The 25,818-nt window shown below is 73.1% G+C and carries 18 protein-coding genes; 8 read left to right on the top strand and 10 right to left on the bottom strand.

What is annotated here, in order from left to right:
* Positions 1-41: 41 nt before the first annotated feature.
* From ACZ34W_RS17020 to ACZ34W_RS17010, 3 genes are all read right to left on the bottom strand, one after another.
* Complete coding sequence (locus ACZ34W_RS17020; RefSeq protein ID WP_465604833.1) at positions 42-983, bottom strand: carbohydrate ABC transporter permease; 942 nt, start codon at positions 981-983, stop codon at positions 42-44.
* Positions 984-987: 4 nt separating this feature from the next.
* Positions 988-1,860, bottom strand: a complete 873-nt coding sequence (locus ACZ34W_RS17015; protein WP_329486389.1) for a carbohydrate ABC transporter permease — start codon at positions 1,858-1,860, stop codon at positions 988-990.
* A gap of 275 nt (positions 1,861-2,135) precedes the next feature.
* A complete protein-coding gene (locus ACZ34W_RS17010; RefSeq protein ID WP_352295524.1) occupies positions 2,136-3,422 on the bottom strand; it encodes an ABC transporter substrate-binding protein in 1,287 nt (428 codons plus the stop codon).
* A 132-nt stretch (positions 3,423-3,554) separates the two neighbouring features.
* Between ACZ34W_RS17010 and ACZ34W_RS17005 the strand changes: the two genes are divergently transcribed.
* The 4 genes from ACZ34W_RS17005 (at position 3,555) to ACZ34W_RS16990 (ending at position 12,512) form a co-directional block, all read left to right on the top strand.
* A complete protein-coding gene (locus ACZ34W_RS17005) occupies positions 3,555-4,631 on the top strand; it encodes a LacI family DNA-binding transcriptional regulator (protein WP_329486387.1) in 1,077 nt (358 codons plus the stop codon).
* Positions 4,632-5,015: 384 nt separating this feature from the next.
* The gene (locus tag ACZ34W_RS17000) at positions 5,016-7,463 is read left to right on the top strand and encodes an endo-beta-N-acetylglucosaminidase (RefSeq protein WP_465604827.1); all 2,448 of its coding nucleotides are present in this window, start codon (positions 5,016-5,018) and stop codon (positions 7,461-7,463) included.
* A 103-nt stretch (positions 7,464-7,566) separates the two neighbouring features.
* Complete coding sequence (locus tag ACZ34W_RS16995; RefSeq protein ID WP_465604824.1) at positions 7,567-11,787, top strand: glycoside hydrolase family 38 N-terminal domain-containing protein; 4,221 nt, start codon at positions 7,567-7,569, stop codon at positions 11,785-11,787.
* A complete protein-coding gene (locus ACZ34W_RS16990; protein ID WP_329486384.1) occupies positions 11,784-12,512 on the top strand; it encodes a DUF7158 domain-containing protein in 729 nt (242 codons plus the stop codon). The genes ACZ34W_RS16995 and ACZ34W_RS16990 overlap by 4 nt, the downstream gene beginning before the upstream one ends.
* Before the next feature lie 15 nt (positions 12,513-12,527).
* Here ACZ34W_RS16990 and ACZ34W_RS16985 read toward each other — a convergent pair whose 3' ends face one another.
* Positions 12,528-12,887 carry a nuclear transport factor 2 family protein gene (locus tag ACZ34W_RS16985; protein WP_465604820.1) on the bottom strand — a complete coding sequence of 120 codons (360 nt, stop codon included), beginning with the start codon at positions 12,885-12,887 and terminating at the stop codon, positions 12,528-12,530.
* Complete coding sequence (locus ACZ34W_RS16980) at positions 12,884-13,186, bottom strand: muconolactone Delta-isomerase family protein (RefSeq protein WP_465604817.1); 303 nt, start codon at positions 13,184-13,186, stop codon at positions 12,884-12,886. The genes ACZ34W_RS16985 and ACZ34W_RS16980 overlap by 4 nt, the downstream gene beginning before the upstream one ends.
* Before the next feature lie 306 nt (positions 13,187-13,492).
* On the opposite strand from ACZ34W_RS16980, the gene ACZ34W_RS16975 reads away from it, so the two are divergent.
* Together ACZ34W_RS16975 and ACZ34W_RS16970 are read left to right on the top strand one after the other, a co-directional pair.
* Positions 13,493-15,061 (top strand): APC family permease, encoded by a 1,569-nt coding sequence (locus ACZ34W_RS16975; protein ID WP_329486381.1) that lies wholly within the window; start codon positions 13,493-13,495, stop codon positions 15,059-15,061.
* A 118-nt stretch (positions 15,062-15,179) separates the two neighbouring features.
* Positions 15,180-15,440 (top strand): GlsB/YeaQ/YmgE family stress response membrane protein, encoded by a 261-nt coding sequence (locus tag ACZ34W_RS16970; protein ID WP_329486380.1) that lies wholly within the window; start codon positions 15,180-15,182, stop codon positions 15,438-15,440.
* A gap of 82 nt (positions 15,441-15,522) precedes the next feature.
* On the opposite strand, the gene ACZ34W_RS16965 is transcribed toward ACZ34W_RS16970, so the two are convergent.
* Genes ACZ34W_RS16965 through ACZ34W_RS16950 form a run of 4 tightly spaced genes read right to left on the bottom strand, consistent with a single transcriptional unit; the run spans position 15,523 to position 19,973 of the window.
* Positions 15,523-16,863 (bottom strand): GH1 family beta-glucosidase, encoded by a 1,341-nt coding sequence (locus tag ACZ34W_RS16965; protein ID WP_465604813.1) that lies wholly within the window; start codon positions 16,861-16,863, stop codon positions 15,523-15,525.
* A gap of 35 nt (positions 16,864-16,898) precedes the next feature.
* Positions 16,899-17,741: a carbohydrate ABC transporter permease gene (locus tag ACZ34W_RS16960; RefSeq protein ID WP_465604810.1), complete on the bottom strand. Its 843-nt coding sequence runs from the start codon at positions 17,739-17,741 to the stop codon at positions 16,899-16,901.
* Entirely contained in the window at positions 17,738-18,658 is a 921-nt protein-coding gene (locus ACZ34W_RS16955; RefSeq protein WP_465604807.1) for a carbohydrate ABC transporter permease, read from the bottom strand. Before ACZ34W_RS16955 ends, ACZ34W_RS16960 begins: the two co-directional genes overlap by 4 nt.
* A 1-nt stretch (position 18,659) precedes the next feature.
* Positions 18,660-19,973, bottom strand: coding sequence for an extracellular solute-binding protein (locus ACZ34W_RS16950; protein WP_329486377.1), 1,314 nt, complete (start codon positions 19,971-19,973; stop codon positions 18,660-18,662).
* Positions 19,974-20,118: 145 nt separating this feature from the next.
* Between ACZ34W_RS16950 and ACZ34W_RS16945 the strand changes: the two genes are divergently transcribed.
* Positions 20,119-21,375, top strand: a complete 1,257-nt coding sequence (locus ACZ34W_RS16945; protein WP_465604802.1) for an ROK family protein — start codon at positions 20,119-20,121, stop codon at positions 21,373-21,375.
* A gap of 336 nt (positions 21,376-21,711) precedes the next feature.
* Positions 21,712-24,279 (top strand): discoidin domain-containing protein, encoded by a 2,568-nt coding sequence (locus ACZ34W_RS16940; protein WP_465604798.1) that lies wholly within the window; start codon positions 21,712-21,714, stop codon positions 24,277-24,279.
* Between the two features lie 128 nt (positions 24,280-24,407).
* Here the strand turns inward: ACZ34W_RS16940 and ACZ34W_RS16935 are convergent, their stop codons facing one another.
* Positions 24,408-25,724, bottom strand: a complete 1,317-nt coding sequence (locus ACZ34W_RS16935; RefSeq protein WP_465604795.1) for a cytochrome P450 — start codon at positions 25,722-25,724, stop codon at positions 24,408-24,410.
* Between the last annotated feature and the right edge of the window lie 94 nt (positions 25,725-25,818).

The following is a 25,818-nucleotide window of genomic DNA, read 5'->3' as shown; positions in this document are numbered from 1 at the left end:
GGCCGTCGCGGGTACCGCGACGGGTCGGGCGGATGGCGCGGCTACCCCTTGACGGCCCCCTCCTCGACGCCCTTGAAGAAGAAGCGCTGGCAGACGCCGAACACCACGACGATCGGCAGGAAGGCGATCATGGTGCCGGCCGCGATCAGCCGGGGGTTGGCGCTGAACGTGCCGTTGAGGTACTGGAGTCCGACGGTGAGCGTGTACTTCTGCGGGTCGTTGAGCACGATCAGCGGCCAGAGGAAGTCGTCCCAGGCGCCGATGAAGGTGAAGATGACGATCACGCTGAGCATGCCGCGCACGTTCGGCAGGCCGATGTGCCACAGGCGCTGCCAGACGGAGGCGCCGTCCACCAGGGCGGCCTGGTCGAGTTCGGGCGGGACGGCCGCGAAGGCCGTCCGCATCAGCAGCACGTTGAGCATGGCGATCGCGCCGGGCAGGGCGACGCCGGTCAGCGAGTCGGCCAGGCCGAGGCTGCGGACCGTCACGTACTGGGAGACGATGGTGACCTCGCCGGGCAGGACCAGCGTGGTGAGGAAGAGGCCGAAGACCAGCCGGGCGCCGCGGAAGCGCAGTTTGGCCAGGGCGTAGCCGGCCAGGGTGGTGCCGACCACGTTGCCGAAGATCGCGATCGCGGCCACGACCAGCGAGTTGGCCGCGTACGTCCAGACCGGGATGGTGTCGGCGACCTTGCCGTAGTTGGCGAAGGTGAGGTCCTGCGGGAAGAAGCTCGGGTGCTTGGTGTAGACGTCCTCGCCCGGCCCCTTGAGCGAGGTGGAGAGCTGCCAGAGGAACGGGCCGATCACCAGCAGCAGGACGACCAGCAGGAGCAGGTAGCGCAGCGCGGTCTGGGCGGGGGAGGGGGAGTTGAAGCTCCGGGCGCGCCGGGCGGCGGCGGGGCGGTCCGCGGGCTCGCGGGGAGCGGGGACCGGCGCCGTGGCGGGTGCCTGGGCGGGCCCGGTGGGGGTGGCGGGTCGGGTCACGGGGTCAGTCCGCCTTCCGGTTCAGGCGCGTCAGGAGCAGCATCGGGCCGAGGGTGATGACGAACAGCAGCAGGCTGAGCGCCGAGGCGTAGCCCAGGTGGCCGGTGAAGCCGCGGCTGTACATCTGGATCAGCATCACCACCGACATGTCCCGGCCGCCGGGGCCGCCGGTGCCGTTGGAGAGCACGTACAGCTCGGAGAAGACGCGCAGTGAGGAGACCGAGATCAGGACCGAGATCAGCATCATGGTGGGGCGCACCCCGGGCAGGGTGACGTGCCAGAACCGGCGGAAGGCGCTCGCGCCGTCGACCGCGGCGGCCTCGTGCAGTTCGCGGCCGACGTTGGCCAGCGCCGACAGGTAGATCACCATGTAGTAGCCGAGGCCCTTCCAGGTGGTCAGGGCGATCGAGCTGAGCAGCAGCAGCCAGCGGTCGGTGAGGAACGCGACCGGGGAGTCGGCCAGCCCGGTCTGCTGGAGCAGGCCGTTGACCAGCCCGCGGTCGTCGAGCACCCAGCCCCAGATCAGCGCCACCACGACGGCGGAGGCGATCACCGGGGTGTAGAAGGCGGTGCGGAAGAAGGTGATGCCGGGCAGCTTGCGCTGCACCAGCAGGGCGAGCAGCAGCGGCAGGACGGTCAGCAGCGGGAGGCAGATCAGCAGGTAGACGATGCTGTTGAGCAGGGCGTCGGCCAACTGCTCGTCGCTGAAGATGCGTTCGTAGTTGGCGAGGCCGGTGAACCGGCCGCCGCCTAGCGGCTTGGCGTTGGTGAACGAGAGGATCACCGTGTTGACCGTCGGCCAGAGGTTGAAGACGACCAGCCAGATGATCGCGGGCCCGGCGAGCAGCCAGGGGGTGAACCAACGCCGGTGGGTCATACCGATGCCTTCCTGGGGCGGGGAGGGTGGGTCCCCGGGGGTGGTGCGGTGCGGGCCGGGGCCGTCGGGCCGGGGAGCCGCGGCGGGGGCTGCGGCCGGGGTTTCGCGGCCGGGTCCCGGCGGGCCGGGGGCGGTGCCGGCGGCCGGTGCGGGCGGTGCGGGCGGTCGGGGGTGGCCGGTCGGTGCGGGCGGCCCCGGCGGGCGGCGGCTCCTGGGGGAGGACGCCGCCGCGCCACCGGTACGGGGTACTGCCGGGGGCTGGTCCGGGGGCCGGATCAGCCCTTGAGCAGCTGGTTGCAGCGCTCGACGGCGGTGTCCAGGGCCTGCTTCGAGGTCGCGTCGCCGCTGATCGCCAGGGCGATCTGCTGCTTGATGACGGTGCCCATCGCATCGTCGACCTCGACCGGCTGGAGGATCTTCGCCTTGGCCAGCGAGGTGAACGCGACTACCTTGGCGTCACCGGCGTTGGTGCCGTCGCTCTTGCTGAAGAAGGGGTCGCCGGCGGATGCCTTGGTGGACGGGAAGATGCTGGTCAGGTGGGCGAACTTGGCCTGGTTCTCGGCGCTGGTGACCCAGCGGGCGAGGGCCACCGCGGCGGCCGGGTTCTTGCTGTTCCTCGGGACGGACAGGCCCTGGACGTAGAGCGGCGGCGTGCCCGTCGCGGGGGAGGAGACGATCTTCGGGGCGAGGGTCGGGTTGTCGGTCGCGACGCTGGTGATGAAGTTGGCGCCACCGGTGGTCCAGCCCGCGGTGCCGGCGTTGAAGAGCTTGGAGTTGCCGGCGTAGGTGTCGGTCAGGACGTCCTTGGGCAGCAGGCCCTCCTTGAACGCCGCGCGGTACTTGTCGAGCAGCGCGGCGGCCTCGGGGGTGTTGAAGGTGAAGGACTTGCCGTCGTCCGACATCACCTTGACGCCGGCGTTGACCAGGTCGCCGAGGCCGGGCTTGCGGCTCATCAGGTAGGTCGAGCCGTCCGACTTCTCCTTGAACACCCGGGCCTGGGCGATCAGTTCGTCCAGGGTGCCGGGAAGGGCCTTGGGATCGAGGCCGTTCTTCGTCAGCAGCTCGGAATTCCAGTAGTTGACATCGGTGTTGAGGTACCAGGGGTAGCCGTAGGTGCCGTCCATGCCGCGGAAGCGGTAGGCGTCGACGCCGCCCGCGACGTACTCGTCGGCGAGCTTCGGGTCGGCCTTGGCGATGTCCAGCAGCTGGTTCTGCCTGGCCAGCGGGAGGGCGAAGTCCGGCGGAAGGTTCACCACGTCGGGGAGGCCGCCGGCCGCGGCCTGGCTGAGCACCTTGTCCGAGTAGCCGTCGCCGGGCTGGTCGAGCCAGTCGACCTCGACGCCCGGGTACTTCTGCTTGAAGCCGTCGATCACGCTCTGCATGTAATCGGTGAACTTCGGCTTGAGTGCCCAGGTCTGGAGCGAGACCTTGCCCTTGACGTCACCGGTGGCGGCCGCACTCGCCGCGGTGTCGTCGCTCTTGGTGTCGGAGCCGAGTCCGCAGCCGGTGAGCGTGGCGGTGGTGACCGCCGCCATCGTCAGTGCCGCCCAGATTCTTCGCATGAGGGTCTCCCGGTCCAGGGGGTGGGTGGGGGATTGTGCTGACGTACAGAACCTGACTTACTAAACCGGTCTAGCTGTTGCAGGGACTATGCTCCCGCCTAAACTTGGATGTCAAGAGAGGAGTCGGATTCTGTGGGCAGACCGACCATCGCCGACATCGCGCGCCAGGCCGGGGTCTCGAAGGGCGCGGTGTCCTTCGCGCTCAACGGGCGCCCCGGGGTGAGCGAGGCGACCAGGGCCCGGATCCTCCGGGTCGCCGAGGAGATGAACTGGCGGCCGCACAGCGCCGCCCGCGCCCTGGGCGGCGCCCGGGCCGACGCGGTCGGGCTGGTGATCGCCCGCCCCGCCCGCACCATCGGGGTCGAGCCGTTCTTCAGCCAACTGCTCTCCGGCCTCCAGGCGGTGCTCTCCGCCCACGCGGTCGCGCTGCACCTGATGGTGGTCGAGGACACCGCCGCCGAGATCGGCGTCTACCGGCGCTGGGCCTCCGAGCACCGGGTCGACGGCTTCATCGTGGTCGACCTCCAGGTGCGCGACCCGCGGCTGGAGGCGCTGGAGGAACTCGCCCTGCCCGCCGTGGTGCTGGGCGGCCCCGGCAAGGGCGGCGGGCCGCTGCGGATCTGGGCCGACGACCGGGAGGCGATGCTCTCGATCGTCGACTACCTGGCCGCGATCGGGCACCGCCGGATCGCCCACCTGGCCGGCCTGCCGCACTTCCAGCACACCCAGCGCCGGATCCGCGCCCTGCGCGACGCCTCCCGGCGGCTGGACCTGGAGGAGGCGGTCTCGGTGCCGACCGACTTCAGCGACGCCGAGGGCGCGGCCGCCACCCGGGCCCTGCTCTCCCGGCCCCGGCGGCCCACCGCGATCGTCTACGACAGCGACGTCATGGCGGTGGCCGGTCTGGGGGTGGCCGGCGAGATGGGAGTGGCGGTGCCCGGGGAGCTGTCGATCGTCTCCTTCGACGACTCGGTGCTCGCCCGGATCGTCCACCCGCCGCTGACCGCGCTCAGCCGGGACACCTTCGCGCTCGGCGAGCAGGTCGCGAGCAGCCTGCTCGCGGTGATCGACGGGACCGGCCCCGGCCGGGACCTGCAGATGCCCACGCCGCGCCTCACGGTCCGCGAGTCCACCTCACCGCCGACCCCCGAATCACCCTCAGGGGTGGCTGTTGCCGGGGCCGTTGACAGTCGGTCTGAACCGGTTTAGCCTCGCAGCGCCGAGCCGGTCCGCTCGGCGCGCCACGGTGGCGGGGAGTCGGGCGGCTCCCGGCCCGGGCCGTCGCGGCCGGGGCGGCGGGGGCGTCGTGCCCGTGCTGCCCCGTGCGTCCCCTGGGCGGGAGCCGGTGCGCGGCCGTTTCCGCCTTCCTCGTACCGCCGTTCCCCGTTCCGCCGTGCCTCGCACCGTCGGCCCCTCGGCCGTCCGGCACCGAGTGGGCCGGGGCCGGACGGGCGGGGACTCCCCGCGATCGGCGCCACCGCACCCGCACCACCACGCCCACCCGCACCACCGCACGTACCTCGCACATGCACCCGGACCGCCCCTCGCGGGCGGCTCCGCCCCCACCCTCCTCCGCTCGATCGGAGCCACCGCATGTCACGACGTCTCCCCCTCCTGCTGAGCGCCGCCCTCGGGGCCGCCGTCCTCGGCGCCGCGCCCACCGCCCACGCGGATCCCGCTCCGGCACCGGCCACCCGGGCCGCCGCCGCGGCCGCCGGCACCCAGCCCTACGCCTCCTACTGGTACCCGAACACCATCCTGAACTGGGACCCGGCCACCGACCCGGACGCCCGCTTCAACCGGTCCCGCGTCCCGCTCCGGCCGCGCACCAGCGACCCGGCGCTCAAGGCCAACCCCAACGCCCGGGCCGGCGAGGGCAAGGTGGCCTCGCTGGTCTCCTTCGGCCCGACCTCCAACAACCCCTCCCAGGGCTCGGCCGACCCGAACTACTACGCCTTCGGCTACTGGCAGTACGTCGACAAGCTGGTGTTCTGGGGCGGCTCGGCCGGAGAGGGCCTGATCCTCGCCCCCAACCCGACCGTCATCGACGCCGCGCACCGCAACGGCGTCAAGGTCTACGGCACCGTCTTCTTCCCGCCCGCCGCCTACGGCGGCCAGCTCCAGTGGGTCCGCGACTTCGTCCAGAAGTCCGGCTCCCGCTACCCGGTCGCGGACAAGCTCACCCAGGCCGCCCAGTACTACGGCTTCGACGGCTGGTTCATCAACCAGGAGACCGGCGGCGGGGATTCGGCGCTGGCCGGCGAGGTGCGCAACCTCATACAGTACACCAAGGCGCAGACCGGCACCGAGTACATGTGGTACGACGCGATGACCGAGTCCGGCTCGGTGTCCTGGCAGAACGCGCTGACCTCCGCCAACGACTCGTTCCTCCAGGACGGCGCCAAGCGGACCTCCGACTCGATGTTCCTGAACTTCAACTGGAGCTCCGGCGGGCTGGATTCGTCCCGCTCGCTGGCCCGCGGCCTCGGCCGCGACGAGTACGACCTCTACTCCGGGATCGACACCGAGTCCAACGGTTACAACACCGGCGTCGACTGGAACGCGCTCTTCCCGGCCGGCAAGGCGCACACCACCTCGCTCGGGCTCTACCGGCCCGAGTGGACGTGGAAGTCCGCCACCGACCGCGCCGACTTCTACGCCAAGGACTCCCGCTACTGGGTCGGCGCCAACAACGACCCGTCGAACACCGCCACTTCGTCGAGCTGGAAGGGCCTGTCGACCTACATAGCCGAGTCCTCGCCGATCACCGCGAAGCCCTTCGTCACCAACTTCTCCACCGGTCAGGGCGACTTCTACAACGCCGGTGGCGGCCGGGTCGCCACCGGCGGCTGGAACAACCTCTCGCTCCAGGACGTCCCGCCGACCTACCGCTGGCTGGTCGGTTCCAGCGGCACCAAGCTGACCCCGTCCGTCGACTTCACGGACGCCTACGAGGGCGGCTCCTCGCTGCGGCTCAGCGGCAAGCTGGACGCCACCAACACCGTGCGCCTCTACCAGAGCAGACTGCCGGTCGCGGCGGACAGCAAGCTCTCGCTGGTGCTCAAGACCCCGGCCGCCGGGGCGACCGGGCTGAAGGCCGCGATCTCCTTCACCGACGCACCGGGCACCTTCACCACCGTCGACGTCGGCGCGAACTCCGGTACCGGGTGGGAGCGGCACACCCTCGACCTCTCCGCCTACGCCGGCCGCACCATCGCCCAGATCGGCCTCCAGGTCGAAGGCTCGAACCCGGCCTACGACCTGAGGGTCGGTCAGCTCGCCGTCTACGACGGCGTGGTCGACGCGCCCGCCGCGCCGAGCGGCCTCACCGTGCTCGGCGCCAGTGACGTGGTGGCCGGCTCCAGCCAGTCGCTGCGGCTCTCCTGGACGGCCTCGGCGAGCGGTTCGGTGCACCACTACGAGCTGTACCGGCGCAACGCCGACGGCAGCCGCAGCTACCTCGGCGCGACGCCGTCCGACGCCTACTTCGTCAACAAGCTGGAGCGGGCCGGGACGGAGAGCGGCACCACCGTCGAGGTGGAGGCGGTCTCCACCGAGTACGGCCGCTCCGCCGCCGCCGCCACCACGGTCTCCTGGACGGGCACCCCGCCGGCCGGCGGCAACCTGGCACTGAACCGCCCGGCCACCGCCTCCGGCCAGTGCAACGGCAACGAGACCCCGGCCAAGGCCGTCAACGGCACCGTGAACGGTGGCAACGGCGACAAGTGGTGCACCACCACGTCGGCCAAGTGGCTGGAGGTGGACCTCGGTTCGGCCAAGCCGCTGAGCAGGTTCGTGGTGAAGCACGCCTCGGCCGGGGGTGAGAGCGCGGCGTACAACACCCGGGACTTCACCATCCAGGTGCGCGACTCCACCGCCGACGCGTGGACCACCGTCGCCACCGTCACCGGCAACACCGCCGGGACCACCACCCACCCGGTGAGCACCACGGCCCGCTACGTCCGGCTCTCGGTGACCAAGCCGACCCAGGGCACCGACCCCGCCGCCCGGATCTACGAGTTCGAGGCCTGGGGCGCGTAGGGCTCCTCCGGTGATTCCCGTCGCGCGCTGATGCGACGGGAATCACCGGACACGTCCCGGCCCCGGTTCCCGACCCGCTCCGTCTCCCGAAAGGACCCACCCCGTGCCGGTCACCATCACCGCCGTCGAGAGCACGGACCTCTTCACCGGCCCCGAGGACGCGCCGCGCCAGCTGCTGCGCGTGACCCTCGACGGCCCGCCCGCCCGGATCACCGTCACCGGCCCGGGCGTACGCGGCGAGGAGGCCGGCACGGGGCTGGTCGAAGTCCCCTTGGAGATCACCGGCGCCGAGCCCGGGGCCCGGATCCCGGTCCTGGTGACCGCGGCGACGGACGGCGTCACCGCGACCGCCGAGGCCGTCGTCGAGGCGGCCGAACCCGGCTGGACGATGTACCTGGTCTCGCACTTCCACTACGACCCGGTCTGGTGGAACACCCAGGCCGCCTACACCTCGCCCTGGGAGCTGCTCTCCGCCGACGCGACCACCCGGCCGCTCTGGGAGCGCAACGGCTTCGCGCTCGTCGACGCGCACCTGGACCTCGCGCTGCGTGACCCGGTCTACAGGTTCGTACTCGCCGAAGTCGACTACCTGAAGCCCTACTTCGACCAGCACCCGGAACGCCGCGCGGCGCTGCGGCTGCTGCTGGAGCGCGGTCAGGTGGAACTGGTCGGCGGCACCTACAACGAGCCCAACACCAACCTCACCGGTGCCGAGACCACCATCCGCAACATCGTCTACGGCATCGGCTACCAGCGCGACATCCTCGGCGGCGACCCGCGGACCGCCTGGCAGCTGGACGTGTTCGGCCACGACCCGCAGTTCCCCGGTCACCTCGCGGCCGCCGGGCTCACCGGCAGCGCCTGGGCCCGCGGCCCGTTCCACCAGTGGGGCCCGATCCAGAAGAACTTCCGCGAGGCCAAGGACGACGCCCGGGTGATGCAGTTCCCGAGCGAGTTCGAGTGGATCGCGCCCTCCGGCGACGGCGTGCTCACCCACTACATGCCGCACCACTACTCGGCCGGCTGGTGGATGGACTCCTCCGCCGACCTCGCCACCGCCGAGCAGGCCGTCTACGAGCTGTACCGCAAGCTCAAGCCGGTCGGCGCGACGAAGAACCTGCTGCTGCCCGTCGGCACCGACTACACCCCGCCGAACAAGTGGGTCACCGAGATCCACCGCTCCTGGGCGCGCAAGTACCTCTGGCCGCGGTTCGTCTGCGCCACCCCGCGCGACTTCCTGGACGCCGTCCGCGCCGAGCTGGCCGCCGCCGGCCGCCGGCCCAGCCCGCAGACCCGGGACATGAACCCGGTCTACACCGGCAAGGACGTCTCCTACATCGACACCAAGCAGGCCCAGCGGGCCGCCGAGGTCGCCGCCGTCGACGCCGAGAAGCTCGCCACCCTGGCCACCGTGCAGGGGCTGGGCCGCTACCCGGGGGCCGCGCTGGACAAGGTCTGGCGCCACCTCGCCTACGGCGCCCACCACGACGCGATCACCGGCTCGGAGTCCGACCAGGTCTACCTCGACCTGCTCGGCGGCTGGCGCGAGGCGTACGACCTGGCCGCCGACGTCCGGGACCGGTCGCTGGACGCGCTCACCGGCCGGATCGACACCGCCGGCATCGGTTCGGCCGTCGTCGTCACCAACACCCTCTCCTTCGACCGCACCGACCTGGTCGCCGTCCGGCTGCCGCGGGGGCGCTCCCGGGCCGTCCTCGTCCTGGACGACACCGGCGCCGTGGTACCCAGCGCCGTGGACCGGGGCACCCTGCGCTTCCTGGCCGCCGGGGTGCCCGCCCTGGGCTGGCGCACCTGGCGGCTGGTCCCCTCCGCCGACGGGGTCGAGGACACCGCCTGGTCGCGCGCCGAGGGCCACACCGTCGCCAACGCCCGCTACCGGGTGACCGCCGACCCGGCCCGGGGCGGCGGACTGACGTCCATTCAGGACCTATTCCACGAGAGCGAGTTGATCCGGAACGGCCGGATCGGCAACGAGCTGCGGGTGTACGAGGAGTACCCGCAGCACCCCGACTTCGGCGAGGGCCCGTGGCACCTCGTCCCCAAGGGGCCCGTCCTCGGCTCCGGCGGGCAGCCGGCGAGCGTGCGCCGCGAGACCGGCCCGCTCGGTGAGCGGCTGGTGATCGCCGGCACCGTGGACGGCGTCCGGTACGAGCAGACCGTGACGCTCTGGCGGGGCGTCGACCGGGTCGACTGCCGGACCAGGGTGGTCGACTTCTCCGGCGCCGACCGCCTGCTGCGGCTGCGCTTCCCGGTCGACCTGCCCGGCGCGCTGCCGGTCAGCGAGGTCGCCGACGCGGTGGTCGGGCGCGGTTTCGCGCTGCCCGACGTGGACTCCGCCGAGGCGCCCTGGACCCTGGACAATCCGGCCAACACCTGGTTCGGCCTGGGCTCCACCGCCCGGGTCGCCCTCACCGACCCGGCCGGCGCGCCGCTCGGCGAACGCGCCCTCGGCGTCGCCGAGGTGATCACTCCCGACCTCGACTCCGCCGCCGACGCCCGCGACCTGGTGGTCGCGCTCGCCCGGATCGGCGTCACCGCCACCACCTCCGGCGCCGACTGGGCCCGCTACGGCTGGCTGGACGTCGACTCCAACCTGCCGGACTTCCGGATCGTCCTCGGAGGTCCGGAGGTCAATGCCGCCGCCCGGGAGCTGATCGAGCGGGCGGGCGAGGAGTACGCCACCGTACTCAAGACGCACGGCGCCGTCTGGGTGCCCGCGCTGACTCCGCTGGCCGAGGTCTGGCAGCCCGGCGCCGACCTGCGCGACCTGCGGGCGCTGCCCGCCCTGGTGGTGACCGACCCGGCCGCGCTGGTCCACGACCTCGCCGACGCCCGGATCACCGCCGTCTGCCCCGGAGCGCTCCACCCGGCGGAGCGGCTCACCGACCACAGCGTCGGACTGCTGAGCTTCGGCCTGCCCGGTTTCGCGGTCGACGCCACCGGCGCGCTGCACCTCTCGCTGATGCGCTCCTGCACCGGCTGGCCCTCCGGCGTCTGGATCGACCCGCCCCGGCGCACCCTGCCCGACGGCGCGTCCTTCCAGCTCCAGCACTGGACGCATGAGTTCAGCTACGCGCTGGTCGGCGGCGCGGGGGACTGGCGGGCCCAGGCGCTGCCCGCCCAGGGGCAGGAGTTCAACCACCCGCTGTATGCCCGGATCGCCCCCGCGCGGAAGGGGCCGCTGCCCGCCACCCTCTCCTGGCTGCGGGTCGAACCCGCCCGGGAGGTGCTGCTGGGCACCCTCAAGCCGACCGGCAACCCGATCGCGCACGGCTCGGCCGCCGCCCCGGGCGACGGCCGACTCACCGTCCGGCTGGTCGAGTCCACCGGCCTGGGCCGCACCGCCACCCTCGGCGGCGCCCTCGGGCTGACCGACCCGCACCGCGCCGACCTGCTGGAACGGCCGCTGGACTCCGTCGACGGGGCCCTGGACCTCGCCGGTTCGCAGATCGCCACCGTGCTGGCCCGGCCGAGCGTGGCCGCCGACCCGGCCGGCCCGGTGCTCGGCGCGGTCGCCGAGGCCGCCCAGCCGGTCCACGCCCGCTACTGGCTGCACAACCGGGGCCCGGCGCCGCTCGGTTACCTCCCGGTGTCGGTCGGCGTCTCGCCCGGCCTGCTGCGGACGGCCGGGCCGGGTGAGCCGGTCGAGCTCTCCGTCGCCCTCTCCTCCCAGCTGCGGGACGCCGCGGTGGAGGGCGCCGCGCTGATCCTGCCCCCCGAGGGCTGGACGGCGAGCCTCGGCGCCCGCCCCTACCGCCTGGAGCCGGGCGGACACCTGCGCTTCCCGGTCACGCTCACCCCGCCGGCGGCGGTCGAACCCGGGCTGTACTTCGCCGCCGTCCGGATCACGCACGAGGACCAGCTGATCGAGGACGTCGTCACCCTCGCCGTCGGCGAGCTCCCCGGCCTGCTGCCCGCCGCCGGGGAGACGCCCGAGGACTGGACCGCCGCGCAGGGGACCGAGTCCATGGAGGGCCGCGACACCGGTCTCACCGCGACGGTGGCCGAGGAGCGGCTGCGGCTGACCCCCGGCAGCCGGGCCACCCTCGCCGTCCGGCTCGCCAACCGGACCCGCGGCGAGATCCGGGGCGAACTCCAGCTGGTCTCACCCTGGGGGACGTGGGAGGCGGTCGGCGCCCCCGTCCGCGGCTTCACCCTCGCCGCCGGCGCCACGGAGACCGCCGCCTTCGAGCTCGCGGCTCCCGAGGACGCCGAGCCGGGTGCCTCCTGGGCGCTGGCCAAGGTGATGTGGTTCGGCCGCTGCCAGTACTCCCCGGCCGTCGCCCTGGTGGTGGAGCCGTGACCGCCGGGGCCCCGGTGGCCGGCGCCCTCGGTCTGCTCGACGGCCGCCCGCTGCCGCGCACCGAACTCGACCGCCGCCTCGCCGCCCTGCGGTCCGGCCCGCGCTCCGCCGCCCTGCCGCGGCCCGGCAGCTCCGAGGACCGCCAACTCGCCCGCTGGGTCGCCCAGGTGGTGCTGACGGAGGAGCTGTGCTCCACCGTGTGCACCGAGCGCGGGCTGCCGCTCGGCACCGGCACCCCCGCCCGGCTCGACCAGCAGGCCGCCGTCGAACTCGGCTCGATCACGGCCGCCGCGTACGAGGGCAGCGCGGCCGTCCGGGCGGTCTTCGAGGCCGTCACGGCGGACGTCCGGCCCCGGGCGGACGAGGTGGCCCACTACCGGGCGATGACCGCCGACCGCCCCGTTCCCGCCCTCTGGCGGCTCGGCTTCCCCGACGGCGGCGGCTGCGAGGCCGACCCGGCGACCCTCCCGCTCGCCCTCGCCGACGCCCTCCGCGCCGCCGGGCCGGGCGCCTGGGTCACGGCGGGCGGGTGGACGGCGGCCCTGCTCGCCGTCCACCCGCCGGGGGAGGCGGGCGGCGACCCGGCCCCCGCCGTCCGGGCCGCCGCCCGCCGCGCCGCCTTCGTCCGCTGGCTCGACCGCACCCGCGCCGCCCGGCTCACCCTGCTGCCCGGCCTCGAACACCCCGGCGATCCGGCCCAGCCCGACAACCACCACCGGCACTGACGCGGGACCGAGCCGTCAGGGCAGCAGCGAGACCTGGTAGTGGGCGATGGACCAGCCGTCGCCCGCCCTGCTCAGCAGGACCCCGAGGTTCACGGTCAGCGTCGGCCGGTCGACGAAGGCGAAGTCGACGGCGAGGTAGCCGAGCAGGAGGCCGTCGGTGAGCCGCCTGGTCTCCAGGACGCGGTAGTCGGCCGTCATCCCGGGCGGCTGGGAGGCGTAGTAGGCGGCGACGCCCGGCCGCCCGACGCTGTACGGGTGCAGGCCCTGGAAGACCGCGTCCTCGGTGAAGCAGGCCGCGACCGCCTCGGGCCGATGGGCGTCGACGGCCGCCTTCCAGCGGTCCAGCACGCCCCGCAGCACGGCGGTGTCGCTCATCGGACGCCCTCCGCCCCGGGGTCGCTCGGGTGCGGCGACAGCGGCGTGACGCGGTCGCGCCGCCAGGCCCGCAGCGGCATCGAGGCCAGGAGCCGCTCCAGCCGCTCCGCGTCGGGCGCGCTGAACAGCCCCCAGGTGCGCCACTCGCCGGCCGAGAGCGGCGGCCGCCAGAGCCGCAGCAGGCTCCCCTGCGCGGCCAGCTCCCCGGCCCGGACGGCCTCCCGGGCCCGCATCCGCGCCACCTCCTCCTCGCTCGTCCCGTCGGGGACGGTGGTCACCATGTCGACCAGGAACTCCATCGGGAATCGGGATCCTCTCGCTCACCCCTCCGCCGTCGCTCGGCTGCTCGGAGTATCGGCGACCACCCCGACCGCACCCGGCACCGCCACGCGGTTCGGAGGCCGGGCCGCCCGCGCGGTGGGCGAGTGCCGGTCGGTGAGGGGTGACGCGGCGCCCCGGAGCGGGCCGGGGCGCCCCCAGCTGGGCCGCAGGCGCGCAGCGAGCCGGGGAGGGGTGGCGGCAGTATGGTCGGTTCAGGGTGATTTGTCTGACCCCGTGACCGGGCCCGAGGCACTCGGGTGGGTCAGGGGGAGGAGGTGGGACCCATGCCGCACTCCTCCGACGGCCCGGCCCCGGGCGTGGCGCCAGTGGCGACCGGCTCGGGTGCGGGCGAGAAGGGGCTGAAGACCGGTGCGCTCGGTCTGGTGTCCTCGGTCGCCATCGGGCTGGCCTCCACCGCGCCCGCGTACAGCCTCGCCGCGACGCTCGGCATCATCGTGGTGGGGGTGGGTTTCCAGGCGCCGATCGTCACCATCCTGGCGTTCATCCCGATGCTGATGATCGCGTACGCGTACAAGGAGCTGAACGCCTCCGATCCGGACTGCGGCACCACCTTCACCTGGGCCGCCCGGGCGTTCGGGCCGCGCACCGGCTGGATGGGCGGCTGGGGGATCATCGTCGCCGACATCATCGTGATGGCGAACCTGGCGCAGATCGCCGGCGTGTACGGGTTCCGGCTGGTGGGGCTGGACTCGCTCGCCGACAGCACGGTCTGGACGTCGATCGCCGGCGTGGTCTGGATCGTCGTGATGACGGCGATCTGCTACGTCGGGATCGAGATCTCCGCCGCCCTGCAGCGCTGGCTGCTGTCGATCGAGGTGGTGATGCTGGTCGTGCTGTCGGTCACCGCCCTGGTCAAGGCCTACGGCAGCGGTGCGCCCGCCACGGCGGCCCACGTCAGCGCCTCCTGGTTCAACCCCTTGGACATCCCCTCGGCCGGTGCCTTCACGGCCGGGATGCTCGCCGCGGTGTTCATCTACTGGGGCTGGGACACCGCCGTCTCGGTCAACGAGGAGACCGCCGACGCGAAGCGCACCCCGGGGCGGGCGGCCGTCATCTCCACCGTGCTGCTGCTGTTGATCTACACCCTGGTGTCCACCTCGGCGCTGTCGTTCGCGGGGATCGGCACGGAGGGCATCGGACTCGGCAACGAGGAGAACTCCGGGGACGTGCTGTCCGGCCTCGGTGACGCGGTGTTCGGCACGGCGGGCTTCGGCGGGTTCCTCAGCAAGCTGCTGATCTTCATGGTGCTGACCTCGGCGGCGGCCTCCACCCAGACCACCATCCTGCCCACCGCCCGGACCGCCTTCTCGATGGCCGCGCACAGGGCCGTGCCCGCCGCGTTCGGCCGGGTGCACCCCCGCCACCGCACCCCGACCTGGTCGACCGTCGGCATGGGCCTGGCGTCGATCGCCTTCTACGTCCTGCTGACCGCGATCAGCGGCAACGTCCTGGCCGACTCGATCGCCTCGGTGGGGCTCGGCATCGCCTTCTACTACGGCCTGACCGGCTTCGCCTGCGTCTGGTACTACCGGCGGGTGCTGACCAGGAGCGTCAAGGACTTCGTCTTCAAGGGGCTCGTCCCGCTGCTGGGCGGCGTGGTGCTGCTGTACTTCTTCTGCTACGCCGCGTTCGACGTCTACGCGGCCGCCGACTACGGGGCGACCTCGATCGATCTGCCGCTGATCGGCGAGACCGGCGGGGTGACCGTGATCGGCATCGGCGCCCTGCTGCTGGGCGGTGTGCTGATGCTGGTCCAGTGGGCCGTGCAGGGCTCCTGGTTCCGCCACCCGGACGTGCCGGTGAGCGCCGCCGACCCGGTCGACGCGCCGTAGCCTCCCCGGGGCGCGGCCGGCTCGCGGGCGACCCAGGAATGAAGCGGGGCCGGCGGGGCAGGCGGAGGGCGCCCCGGTCGACCGGCCGGGAGCCCGGCCCACAGGGAGGTTGTTCCCCATGACGCTGATCTGGGCGCTCGTCGTCGGACTCGTCGTCGGTCTGCTCGCCAAGCTGGTACTGCCGGGCCGTCAGCCCGTTCCGCTCTGGCTGACGGTACTGCTGGGGCTGGTGGGCGCACTGCTCGGCAATCTGCTCGCCTCGGCGGTCGGCGTGCGGCACACGGACGGGGTCGACTGGATACGCCACCTGCTCCAGGTGGCCGCGGCCGCCGTGCTGATCTCCGCCGTCACCCCGGCCTACCTGGGACGGCGCCACTGACGCGGCCGACGGGGCGGTGCGGGGGCAGGGGTGCACCCGAGGGGCGCGGACCGATTCGGTCCGCGCCCCTCGGGTGTCGGCGTCAGCGCCCCCGGTGGGCGGTGATCAGGTCGGCGTAGCGCCGGCCGCTGGTCTTGACCGTCCGCCGCTGGGTCGCGTAGTCGACGTGGACGAGGCCGAAGCGCTTGTCGTAGCCGTACGCCCACTCGAAGTTGTCCAGCAGCGACCAGGCGAAGTACCCGGCCAGCGGGGCACCCTGGGCGGTGGCCCGGGCGCAGGCGGCCAGGTGCTGCTCCAGGTAGGCGGTGCGCTCCGGGTCGTGGACGCTGCCGTCGGGGCCGACGGTGTCGCGGTAGGCGGAACCGTTCTCGGTGACGTAGATCCGTCGCGCGCCGTACTCGCGGGTGAGGCGCAGCAGCAGCTCCTCCAGCCCGGGGGCGTGCACCTCCCACGGCATCGCGGTCCGCTCGGGGCCGGGGCCGGGCAGCTGGCGGAAGTGCGGGGCGGGGCCGGTCGGGTCGTCGGCGACGATCTGGCGGAAGTAGTAGTTCAGGCCGATCCAGTCCAGCGGGGCCCCGATGAGGTCGAGGTCGCCGTCGCGCACCGGCAGGTCGACGCCGTAGGCCCGCACCATGTCCTCGGGGTAGCCGCGGCCGAGGACCGGGTCCAGCCACCAGCGGTTGATGTGGCCGTCGGCGCGGACGGCGGCGGTCCGGTCGGCCTCGGAGTCGGTGGCGGCGGTCACCGGGCTGAGGTTGTTGACGATGCCGATCCGGGCCCCGGCGACGTTCTCGCGCAGCACCTGGACGGCCAGGCCGTGGGCGAGGTGCAGGTGGTAGGAGGCCCGGACGGCCGCGGTGAGGTCGGTCAGGCCGGGGGCCATCGCCCCGTCCAGGTGGCCGATCCAGGCGGAGCAGAGGGGTTCGTTGAGGGTCGCCCAGTCGGTCACCCGGTCGCCGAGCCGGGCCGCCACCGCGGCGGTGTACTCGGCGAAGCGCTCGGCGGTCTCCCGGACGGGCCAGCCGCCGCGGTCCTGCTGGGCCTGCGGGAGGTCCCAGTGGTAGAGCGTCGGGAAGGGCGTGATGCCGGCGGCCAGCAGGGCGTCCACGAGGCGGTCGTAGAAGTCCAGACCGGCGGTGTTGACCTTGTCGTCGGCGAGCGGCACCACCCGGGGCCAGGCGATCGAGAACCGGTAGGCGTCGAGGCCGAGCCGCTTCATCAGCGCGACGTCCTCGGGCCAGCGCCGGTAGTGGTCGCAGGCGGTGTCGCCGGTGTCGCCCCCGGCGACCTTGCCGGGGGTGTGCGAGAAGGTGTCCCAGATGGACGGTGCGCGGCCGTCGGCGTCCACCGCCCCCTCGATCTGGTAGGCGGCGGTGGCCGCGCCCCAGAGGAAGTCGTCGGGGAGGGCGCTGAGGTCGTTCACGGCGAGCCTTTCGCTCAAGGGGAGTTCGGGGAGGGTCACTTGACGGCTCCGGCGGTGAGCCCGGCGACCAGGTAGCGCTGGAGCAGCAGGAAGCCGGCGACCACGGGCACGCTCACCACCAGGGAGGCGGCCATCACCTGGTTCCAGTACACGTCGCTGAGGGTGGCGTAGCCGCGCATGCCGACGGCGAGGGTGCGGGTCTCGTCGTTGGTGAGCACGGAGGCGAACAGCACCTCGCCCCAGGCGGTCATGAAGGCGTACACCGCGACCGCCACGATGCCGGGCACGGCCGCCGGGACGATGATCCGCAGCAGCGCCTGGACCGGCCCGCAGCCGTCGACCAGGGCGGCCTCGTCGAGGTCGCGCGGGATGGAGTCGAAGTAGCCGACCAGCATCCAGATCGAGAACGGCAGCGAGAAGGTGAGGTAGGTCAGGATCAGGCCGCCCCGGCTGCCGTACAGCGCCACCCCGGTCGCGTTGCCGACGTTGACGAAGATCAGGAAGAGCGGCAGCAGGAAGAGGATGCCCGGGAACATCTGGGTGGAGAGCACGGTGACGGTGAACAGCCGGCGGCCGCGGAAGCGGTAGCGGCTCACCGCGTAGGCGGCGAGGATCGCGACCAGCACCGAGAGCACGGTGGCGCCGCCCGCCACGATCAGCGAGTTCACCAGGTACCGGCCGAGCGGGATGGTGCGCCAGATGTCCAGGTAGGGCCGGAGGGTGACGGTGCTCGGGATCCACCGGAACGGTCCCTGGACGTCCTGCAGCGGCTTCAGCGAGCTGCTGAGCATCACCAGGACGGGCGCGGCCGCGAAGAGGGCGAGCGCGGTCAGCAGGATCCGGCGGATCCAGCGGAAGGACGCGGGCGGGCCGATCATTGCGCATCCTTTCGGCGCGAGGTGAGCAGCAGGTAGCCGGAGGTCACCAGCAGCAGGAAGAGCAGCAGCAGGACCGACATCGCGGAGCCCGCGCCGAAGTTCCAGGTGACGAAGGAGGACTGGTAGATGTGGACCGAGATCAGGTCCGCCGCCTCCGGCGCCGACCGGCCGAACAGCACGTACGGCGTGTTGAAGTCGTTGAACGTCCAGAGGAACAGCACCAGGACGAGCACCAGGTTGACCGGGCGCAGCGAGGGCAGGGTGATCCGGCGGATCTGCTGCCGGACGCCGGCGCCGTCCAGGGCGGCGGCCTCGTAGAGCTCGCGCGGGATGTTCTGCAGGCCCGCGGTGAGGGTGAGGAAGGCGAACGGCCAGCTGCGCCAGACCGAGACGGTGACCAGGGCGGTGAAGCTGTTGTCGCCGAGCAGCCAGAACGGCTTGTCGTCGACCAGGTGGAGCTGGTCGTGCAGTACATGGTTGATCAGGCCGGTGTCCCGTTGGAACATGAACGACCAGGTGATGACGGCGGCGTAGACCGGCAGCGCGTACGGGAGCAGGAACAGGGCGCGCAGCAGGCCGCGGCCGCGGAAGGTGTCCTGCATCATGATCGCGGCGGCGGTGCCGAGCAGCCAGGAGAGGCCGACGGCCAGGGCGGTGAAGGCGCAGGTGACCCAGAAGGAGTGCAGCAGGGCCCGGCCGACGGGGGCGTGGAAGTCCACCGCCATCCGGTAGTTGGCGAGACCCGCCCAGGGGGCGGCGGTCCAGTCCCGGAGGAAGAACTGGGTGAGCTGTTTGAAGCTCATCACGATGCCGACCACCATCGGCACCAGGTGGATGAGCAGTTCGAGCACGAGGGCGGGGAGCAGCAGCAGGTACGGCAGCGCGCTGCGACGGGGGAGGAGGCGCTTGCGGATCACTTCACTTGGCCGGCATCTGCTGCTGGGCCTTGGTGAGTTCGGCCTTCACGGACTCGTCGGTGACGGCCTTGCCGCCGGCGGCCGCGGCGAGCAGGTTCTTCACGGCGGTGCCGACCAGGGTCTCGAACTGGCTCTCGTCGGCGACCTGCGGGAGCGGTTGGGCGCTCGTCGAGAGGACGTCGGTGAGGGCCTTGAGCTCGGGGGTGGCGAAGGCCGGATCGGCCTGGGCGTCCTTGACCGGCGGGATGGAGCCGTACGTCCGGTTGAGCTGGGTCTGCTCCTCGGTGCCGGTCATGAACTTGACGAAGGAGAGCGCGCCGTCGGTGTTCCTGGTGTTCTTGAACACGGCCAGGTTGATGCCGGCGACCATCGAGGTGGTGGCGCGTCCGCCGGTGGCGCCGGCCGGGACGGGGACGGGGGCGACGCCGTAGTCCTCGGGGTTCATGCCGTGGGACTTGAGGTTGGCGCCGGCGGCCTGCCACATCAGCATGGCGGCCTTGCCGGTGGCGAAGTCGGTGACGGACTGGTTGTTGGCGTACTCGGCGTTGCCGGGCGCGGCGATCTTCTCGGTGCCGAGCAGGCCGACGTACTGTTTGACGGCGGCGACGGCGCCCGGGCTGTCGAAGGCGGGCTTGCCGGCCGCGTCGAAGAAGTCGGTGCCCTGCTGCTTGGCGAGGACGAAGGCGTGGTGGACGTTCTCGGAGACGTTGCCGCCCTCCAGGGCGATGCCGTGGCGGTCGCCGGTGGTGAGCTTCTTCCCGTCGGCGACCAGCTCCTCCCAGGTGGCCGGGGGCTTGTCGAGGCCGGCCTCGGCGAAGAGCTTCTTGTTGTAGTACAGGCCGTAGGCCATCGAGTACAGCGGGACGGCGGCCGGGTCCTGGCCGGGGGCGCCGGCCGAGGCGAGCGCGGCGGGCAGGAAGCGCTCCTTGCCGCCGATCCTGCTGAGGGCGGCCGCGTCGAAGGGGAGCAGCGCGCCGGTGGCCTGGAGCGAGGCGGACCAGGTGTTGCCGATGTTCAGCACGTCGGGGCCCTGGCCGGAGCTGGTGGCGGCGAGGATCCGGTTGAGCAGGTCGGCCCAGGGGATGACCTCCAGCTTGACCTTGATGCCGGTCTGCTGCTCGAACTTCCTGAGTTCCGGCTCCAGGACCTGCCGGTCGTTCTCCAGACTGGTGCCCTGGTTGGAGGCCCAGTAGGTGAGCGTGCCGGGGCTGCTGTTGTCTCCGCCGCCGGACGTGGAACCGCCGCCGCAGGCGGTGGCGGTGAGGACCAGGGTGGCGACCAGGGCGGTGGCCGCAGCGACTCGGCTGATGGGCATGACCGATTGCCCCTCTCGGGCGGGGTGGGCGGGTTCGGGTGAAGTGCCTTGATGGAATGCTTACTTCAGGCCGTGATTTAACGTGTGAGAAAAGCTTCCGTCAAGGGTTCGGACAGCGATAGATTCGGATCAGGAGGGAGATGCCATGACCGTGCGAGGCAAGAAGACGGTGCGTGACCTGCGCAGGGGCAGCCGGTCGGCGCTGCTGCGGCGGCTGTACTTCGACGGATCGCTCAGCCGGCAGGAGCTCGGCGTGATCACCGGGCTCAGTGCCGGTTCGATCAGCAACGTGACCGGCGAGCTGCTCGCCGACGGGCTGATCGAGGAGTGCGGCTCGGTGGAGTCGGACGGCGGCCGCCCCCGGATCCTGCTCCGGGTCGCCGCCGGGCGGGCCCGGCTGGTCGGCGTGGACGTCGGGGAGACGCAGGTCAGGGTCGCCCTGTTCGACCTGGCCCGGACCGAACTGGCCGCCAGCGACCGGCCGCTCTCCGACTGCGGCCACGACGTGGACCACGTGGTGGAGCTGATCCTGTCCGGACTGGCCGAGGTGCTGGAGCGCACCGGCACCGATCCGGCGACCGTGCTCGGCGTCGGCATCGGCGTCCCGGGCATCGTCGACCAGGGCGACCCGGCCCCGGACGGCCTCGGGATCGTCGTGCACAGCCAGACCGTCGGCTGGGAGGGCGTCCCGCTCGGCCGGCTGCTGAGAGCCGGTACCGACCTGCCGCTGTTCGTCGACAACGGCGCCAAGACGCTCGGCCAGGCCGAGATGTGGTTCGGCGCCGGGCGCGGGGTCCGGCACGCGGTGATCGCGCTGTTCGGCTCCGGGGTCGGCGCCTGCGTGATCGCCGACGGCGTGCGCTTCCGCGGCGCCACCAGCAGCGCCGGCGAGTGGGGCCACACCAAGGTGCACGTCGGCGGCCGGCGCTGCCGGTGCGGCGCGCGCGGCTGCCTGGAGGCGTACGTCGGCGCCGAGGCGCTGGTCGAGCGGTGGGGCGCGGCGCCGCCCGGCGGCGGCGAGAAGGCCGGGCTGGCCGCGCTGCTGGCGGCCGCCGAGGCGGGCGAGCCGGCGGCCACCGGGCTGCTGGCCGAGGCGGCGGAGTACCTGGGCGCGGCGATCGCGGACCTGGTCAACCTGTTCAACCCCGAGCGGATCGTGATCGGCGGCTGGGCGGGGCTGCTGCTGGGCCCCCGGCTGCTGCCCGCGATCCGCGCCGCCGCCACCGAGTACGCGCTGCGGTTCCCCCGGGAGCAGACCTCGATCGTGCTCGGCATGCTCGGGCCGGAGGCGGTCACCGTCGGCGCGGCGACCCTGCCGCTGACCGACTTCCTGGACTCCGGCGGGGAGTTCCCGCGTCGCGCCGAACCGCGGGCCCGGGAGGTGCGGGCCACCCCCGCCTGACCTGGCTTCTTCTGCCGATCCGTTGGCACACCGGCAAGTTCACGGTGTGAGGAAAGTCGGCGCGAAGGGTTGACACCCCCGATCGGCAGCCCCGAGACTCCCGGTCGGGGGCGCTCCCCGAGCCCGGACGACGGGCCGGTGGCGCTCCGTCGGACCTCCGGCGGCCGTCCACCCGTGCCCGGCCGGCCACCACCTGCCGAGCCCGGCCGGCCGACCGTCGACCGCTGACCGCCCGGCCGCCCCGCCGTTCCCCCACGCCCGGTACCTGCGCCGCACCGGGTGCGGGCCGTGGCGCGCGCCCCCACACCCCACCCACCCCCACCGCAGGAGAAGCCCATGAGGCTCGCTTCAGCACGCCCCCGCAGGGCCCCGGCCGCACTGGCCGGCCTCGCCCTGCTCTCGGGCGCCGTCCTGGCGCTGCCCGCGCCGGCCGCCCACGCCGCCGACGCCCTGATCTCCCAGGGCCGTGCGGTCACCGCCTCGTCCACCGAGAACGGCGCCACCCCGGCCGCCTACGCCGTCGACGGGTCCACCGGCACCCGCTGGTCGTCCGCGGCGAGCGACCAGCAGTGGCTCCAGGTCGACCTCGGCGCCAGTGCCGCGCTCACCAAGGTGGTGCTCACCTGGGAGGCGGCGTACGGCCGTGCGTACCAGATCCAGGTCTCGGACGACGGATCGAGCTGGCGGACGCTCCACAGCACCACCACCGGTACCGGCGGCACCGAGACGCTCGCCGTCTCCGGCAGCGGCCGCTACGTCCGGATGAACGGCCTGGCCCGGGGCACCGGATACGGCTACTCGCTCTGGGAGTTCCAGGTCTACGGCGCCTTCACCCCGGCCGGCGCCGACTGCGGCAGCACCGACGCCGCCCGGGGCCGGCCCGCCACCGCCTCGTCCGCGGAGAACGCCGGCACGGCGGCCGGCAACGCCGTCGACGGCGACCCGGGCACCCGCTGGTCCTCCGCGGCGAGCGACCAGCAGTGGCTCCAGGTCGACCTCGGCTCGGTCCGCCCGCTCTGCCGGGTCGTCCTGAACTGGGAGGCCGCGTACGGGCGCTCCTACCAGCTCCAGACCTCGGACGACGGATCGAGCTGGCGGACGCTGTACGCCACCGCGACCGGTACCGGCGGCACCGAGACGCTCGCCGTCTCCGGCAGCGGCCGCTACGTCCGGATGAACGGGCAGGCCCGCGGCACCGCCTGGGGGTACTCGCTCTGGGACTTCCGGGTCAACACCACCGACGGGCCGACCGTGCCGCCGGTCCAGGGCGGCGGCGACCTCGGCCCCAACGTGCTGGTCTTCGACCCCGCCACCCCCGGGATCCAGGCCAAGGTCGACGCGGTCTTCCACCAGCAGGAGGCCAACCAGTTCGGCAGCGAGCGCTACGCGCTGCTGTTCAAGCCGGGCACCTACAACAACCTCAACGCGCAGCTCGGCTTCTACACCTCGATCGCCGGCCTCGGCCTGAAGCCGGACGACACCACCATCAACGGCGATGTCACGGTGGACGCCGGCTGGTTCAACGGCAACGCGACGCAGAACTTCTGGCGCTCCGCCGAGAACCTCGCGCTCAACCCGGTCAACGGCACCGACCGCTGGGCCGTCGCCCAGGCGGCGCCGCTGCGCCGGATGCACGTCAAGGGCGGCCTCAACCTGTCGCCCGACGGCTACGGCTGGGCCAGCGGCGGCTACATCGCCGACAGCCGGATCGACGGCACCGTCGGCAACTACTCCCAGCAGCAGTGGTACACCCGGGACAGCGCGGTCGGCGGCTTCTCCAACGGGGTCTGGAACCAGGTGTTCTCCGGCGTCCAGGGCGCCCCGGCGCAGGGCTTCCCCAACCCGCCCTACACCACGCTCGACAGCACACCGGTCTCCCGCGAGAAGCCGTTCCTCTACCTGGACGGCAACGACTACAAGGTGTTCGTCCCGGCCAAGCGGACCGACGCCCGCGGCGTCTCCTGGGACGGTACCCCGCAGGGCGGTTCGCGGCCGCTCAGCCAGTTCTACGTGGTCAAGCCGGGTGCCACCGCGGCGACCATCAACGCGGCGCTGGCCCAGGGGCTCGACCTGCTCTTCACCCCCGGCGTGTACCACGTCGACCGGCCGATCGAAGTGAACCGGCCCGACACCGTGGTGCTCGGCCTCGGCCTGGCCACCGTCGTCCCGGACAACGGGGTGACGGCGATCAAGGTGGCCGACGTCGACGGCGTCCGGCTGGCCGGTCTGCTGGTCGACGCCGGAGCGGTCAACTCGCCCTCCCTGGTGCAGATCGGGCCGGACAACGCCGCCGCCGACCACGCGGCCGACCCGACCACCCTCCAGGACGTGTTCATCCGGGTCGGCGGCGCCGGCCCCGGCTCCGCCACCGCCGGGATCGTGGTCAACAGTGACGACGTGATCGTCGACCACAGCTGGATCTGGCGGGCCGACCACGGCGCCGGGGTCGGCTGGACCACCAACCCCTCCGACTACGGCCTGCTGGTGCGCGGGGACGACGTGCTCGCCACCGGCCTGTTCGTGGAGCACTTCAAGAAGTACGACGTCGAGTGGTCCGGCGAGCGCGGCCGGACGATCTTCTTCCAGAACGAGAAGGCGTACGACGCGCCGAACCAGGCGGCCGTGCAGAACGGCGCGACCAAGGGCTTCGCGGCCTACAAGGTCGACGACGGCGTGACCACCCACGAGGGCTGGGGCCTCGGCAGCTACTGCTACTTCAACGTGGACCCGACCATCCGGATGGACCACGGCTTCGAGGTCCCGGTCCGGCCCGGGGTGCGCCTGCACGACCTGTCGGTGGTCTCGCTGGGCGGCAACGGCCAGTACGAGCACGTGGTCAACGGCACCGGTGGCGCGACCTCCGGCACCGCCACCGTCCCGTCCACCGTGGTCGCCTTCCCCTGACCGGTCCCTGACCCGACCCTGAACGCCCTGACCGGCCCTGCACTGACCGGCCCTGCACTGACCGGCCCTGACCTGACCGTCTCCGACCGGCCGTCCCCGACGGTCGCCCGCAGGCCGGCCCGCCCCGGTCACGCTCCCGCGAGCGTGGCCGGGGCGGGCCCGTCGGGCCGGACGGTGATCCCGTACGCGGAGCCGGTGGGGACGGCGAGCAGCCGCGGGCTGTGCTCCAGCAGGAGTTCGACCAGGGCGGTGGTCTCCCGCACGGCGAACTGGGTGCCCAGGCAGGCGCGCGCGCCGAGCCCGAAGGGGTAGTAGGCGCCCAGGTGGGCGGGCTTGCGGCCGGGGGAGGTGAACCGGGCCGGGTCGAAGCGCTCCGGGTCGGGCCACAACTCCGCGTCCCGGTGGGTCAGATAGGGGCAGACCAGCAGGTCCGTACCGGCCTCGATCCGGTGGCCCGCCAGGGTGTCGGCCTCCGCCGCGTGCCGGGGCAGGATCCAGGCGGAGGGGTAGAGCCGCAGGGTCTCGCTGACCAGCGCCTGCACCGCCTCGCGCCGCCCGGCCGAGCCCTCGGGGCCGGCCGCCAGCGCCCACGCGCGGGCCCCGGGGTTGCCGTCGAGCAACAGGAAGAGCCAGGTCAATGTGGTGGCGGTGGTCTCGTGCCCGGCGACCAGCAGGGTCACCAGCTCGTCGCGGATCAACCGGTCGGTGTACTCGGGGTGTTCGTCGGCGGCCTCGACCAGCACCCGGAGCAGGCCGTCGCCCGCCGGGTCGCGCCGGGCGGCGTCGATCGCGGCGTGCGCGACGGCGTCGATCCTGGCCAGGTCCTCGGCGACCGCGTCCCGGGCGTCGGCGCCGTCCGCGGGCAGCGTCGGCAGCGCGGCCACCACCCGTGCCACCGAGGCGAGTTCGCGGTCGGTCCGGTCGTCCAGCGGGCGGCCGGTGAGGGCGCGCCAGATGGTGTCGAGGGCGAAGTGCCGCATCTCCTCGCCGAGGTCGAAGCGCTCGCCGGTGCGGGCGTACCCGGCCCAGCGGTCGGCGGCGCGGCGGGCGGCCTCGGCGATCCGCCGCTCGTAGCGGCGCATCCCCGGTCCGGTGAACTGGGACTGCAGCATCCGCCGTTGGCGCTTCCAGGCCTCTCCGGTGGCGGACAGGACGCCCTCGCCGGCCAGCATCCGGGCCCGGTGGGAGCGCTTGACGTAGCGGTCCGGGTGCCGCCCGAGCACGTGCTGCACCGCCTCCGGATCGGTGACCAGCACGGTGGGGGCCGGTCCGAGCCGGAACGCCGCGACGCCGCCCAGCTCCCGGTGGGCCAGCGCGAGCAGCTCGACCAGCTCGGACCCCTCGGCCTGCCACCGGGTGACGGCCCCGGCCGGCAGTTCGGGAACGGGCCGGGCGGCCCCGTCGGCGGGCGGCGGGACGGGGACGGGGTGGGCTTCGGTGGCCACGGCGCTTCTCCTCTGCCGACACGGTCGACTGCTGGGCGGGGCACGGGCCCCGGGCTGACTGTACGTCAGCGCACGAGCGCCGCGCGCCGCCCTG

The organism is Kitasatospora sp. NPDC022856 (genome assembly GCF_055561235.1).
This window is presented reverse-complemented; position numbering and strand designations above follow the sequence as displayed.

Bases quoted from the DNA above. Each gene is read 5' to 3' on its own strand.
- ACZ34W_RS16980 (WP_465604817.1), bottom strand. From the start codon at position 13,186: ATGGAGTTCCTGGTCGACATGGTGACCACCGTCCCCGACGGGACGAGC.
- ACZ34W_RS17010 (WP_352295524.1), bottom strand. From the start codon at position 3,422: ATGCGAAGAATCTGGGCGGCACTGACGATGGCGGCGGTCACCACCGCC.
- ACZ34W_RS17015 (WP_329486389.1), bottom strand. From the start codon at position 1,860: ATGACCCACCGGCGTTGGTTCACCCCCTGGCTGCTCGCCGGGCCCGCG.
- ACZ34W_RS16975 (WP_329486381.1), top strand. From the start codon at position 13,493: ATGCCGCACTCCTCCGACGGCCCGGCCCCGGGCGTGGCGCCAGTGGCG.
- ACZ34W_RS16960 (WP_465604810.1), bottom strand. From the start codon at position 17,741: ATGATCGGCCCGCCCGCGTCCTTCCGCTGGATCCGCCGGATCCTGCTG.
- ACZ34W_RS16950 (WP_329486377.1), bottom strand. From the start codon at position 19,973: ATGCCCATCAGCCGAGTCGCTGCGGCCACCGCCCTGGTCGCCACCCTG.
- ACZ34W_RS17000 (WP_465604827.1), top strand. From the start codon at position 5,016: ATGTCACGACGTCTCCCCCTCCTGCTGAGCGCCGCCCTCGGGGCCGCC.
- ACZ34W_RS16985 (WP_465604820.1), bottom strand. From the start codon at position 12,887: ATGAGCGACACCGCCGTGCTGCGGGGCGTGCTGGACCGCTGGAAGGCG.
- ACZ34W_RS16945 (WP_465604802.1), top strand. From the start codon at position 20,119: ATGACCGTGCGAGGCAAGAAGACGGTGCGTGACCTGCGCAGGGGCAGC.
- ACZ34W_RS16970 (WP_329486380.1), top strand. From the start codon at position 15,180: ATGACGCTGATCTGGGCGCTCGTCGTCGGACTCGTCGTCGGTCTGCTC.
- ACZ34W_RS16940 (WP_465604798.1), top strand. From the start codon at position 21,712: ATGAGGCTCGCTTCAGCACGCCCCCGCAGGGCCCCGGCCGCACTGGCC.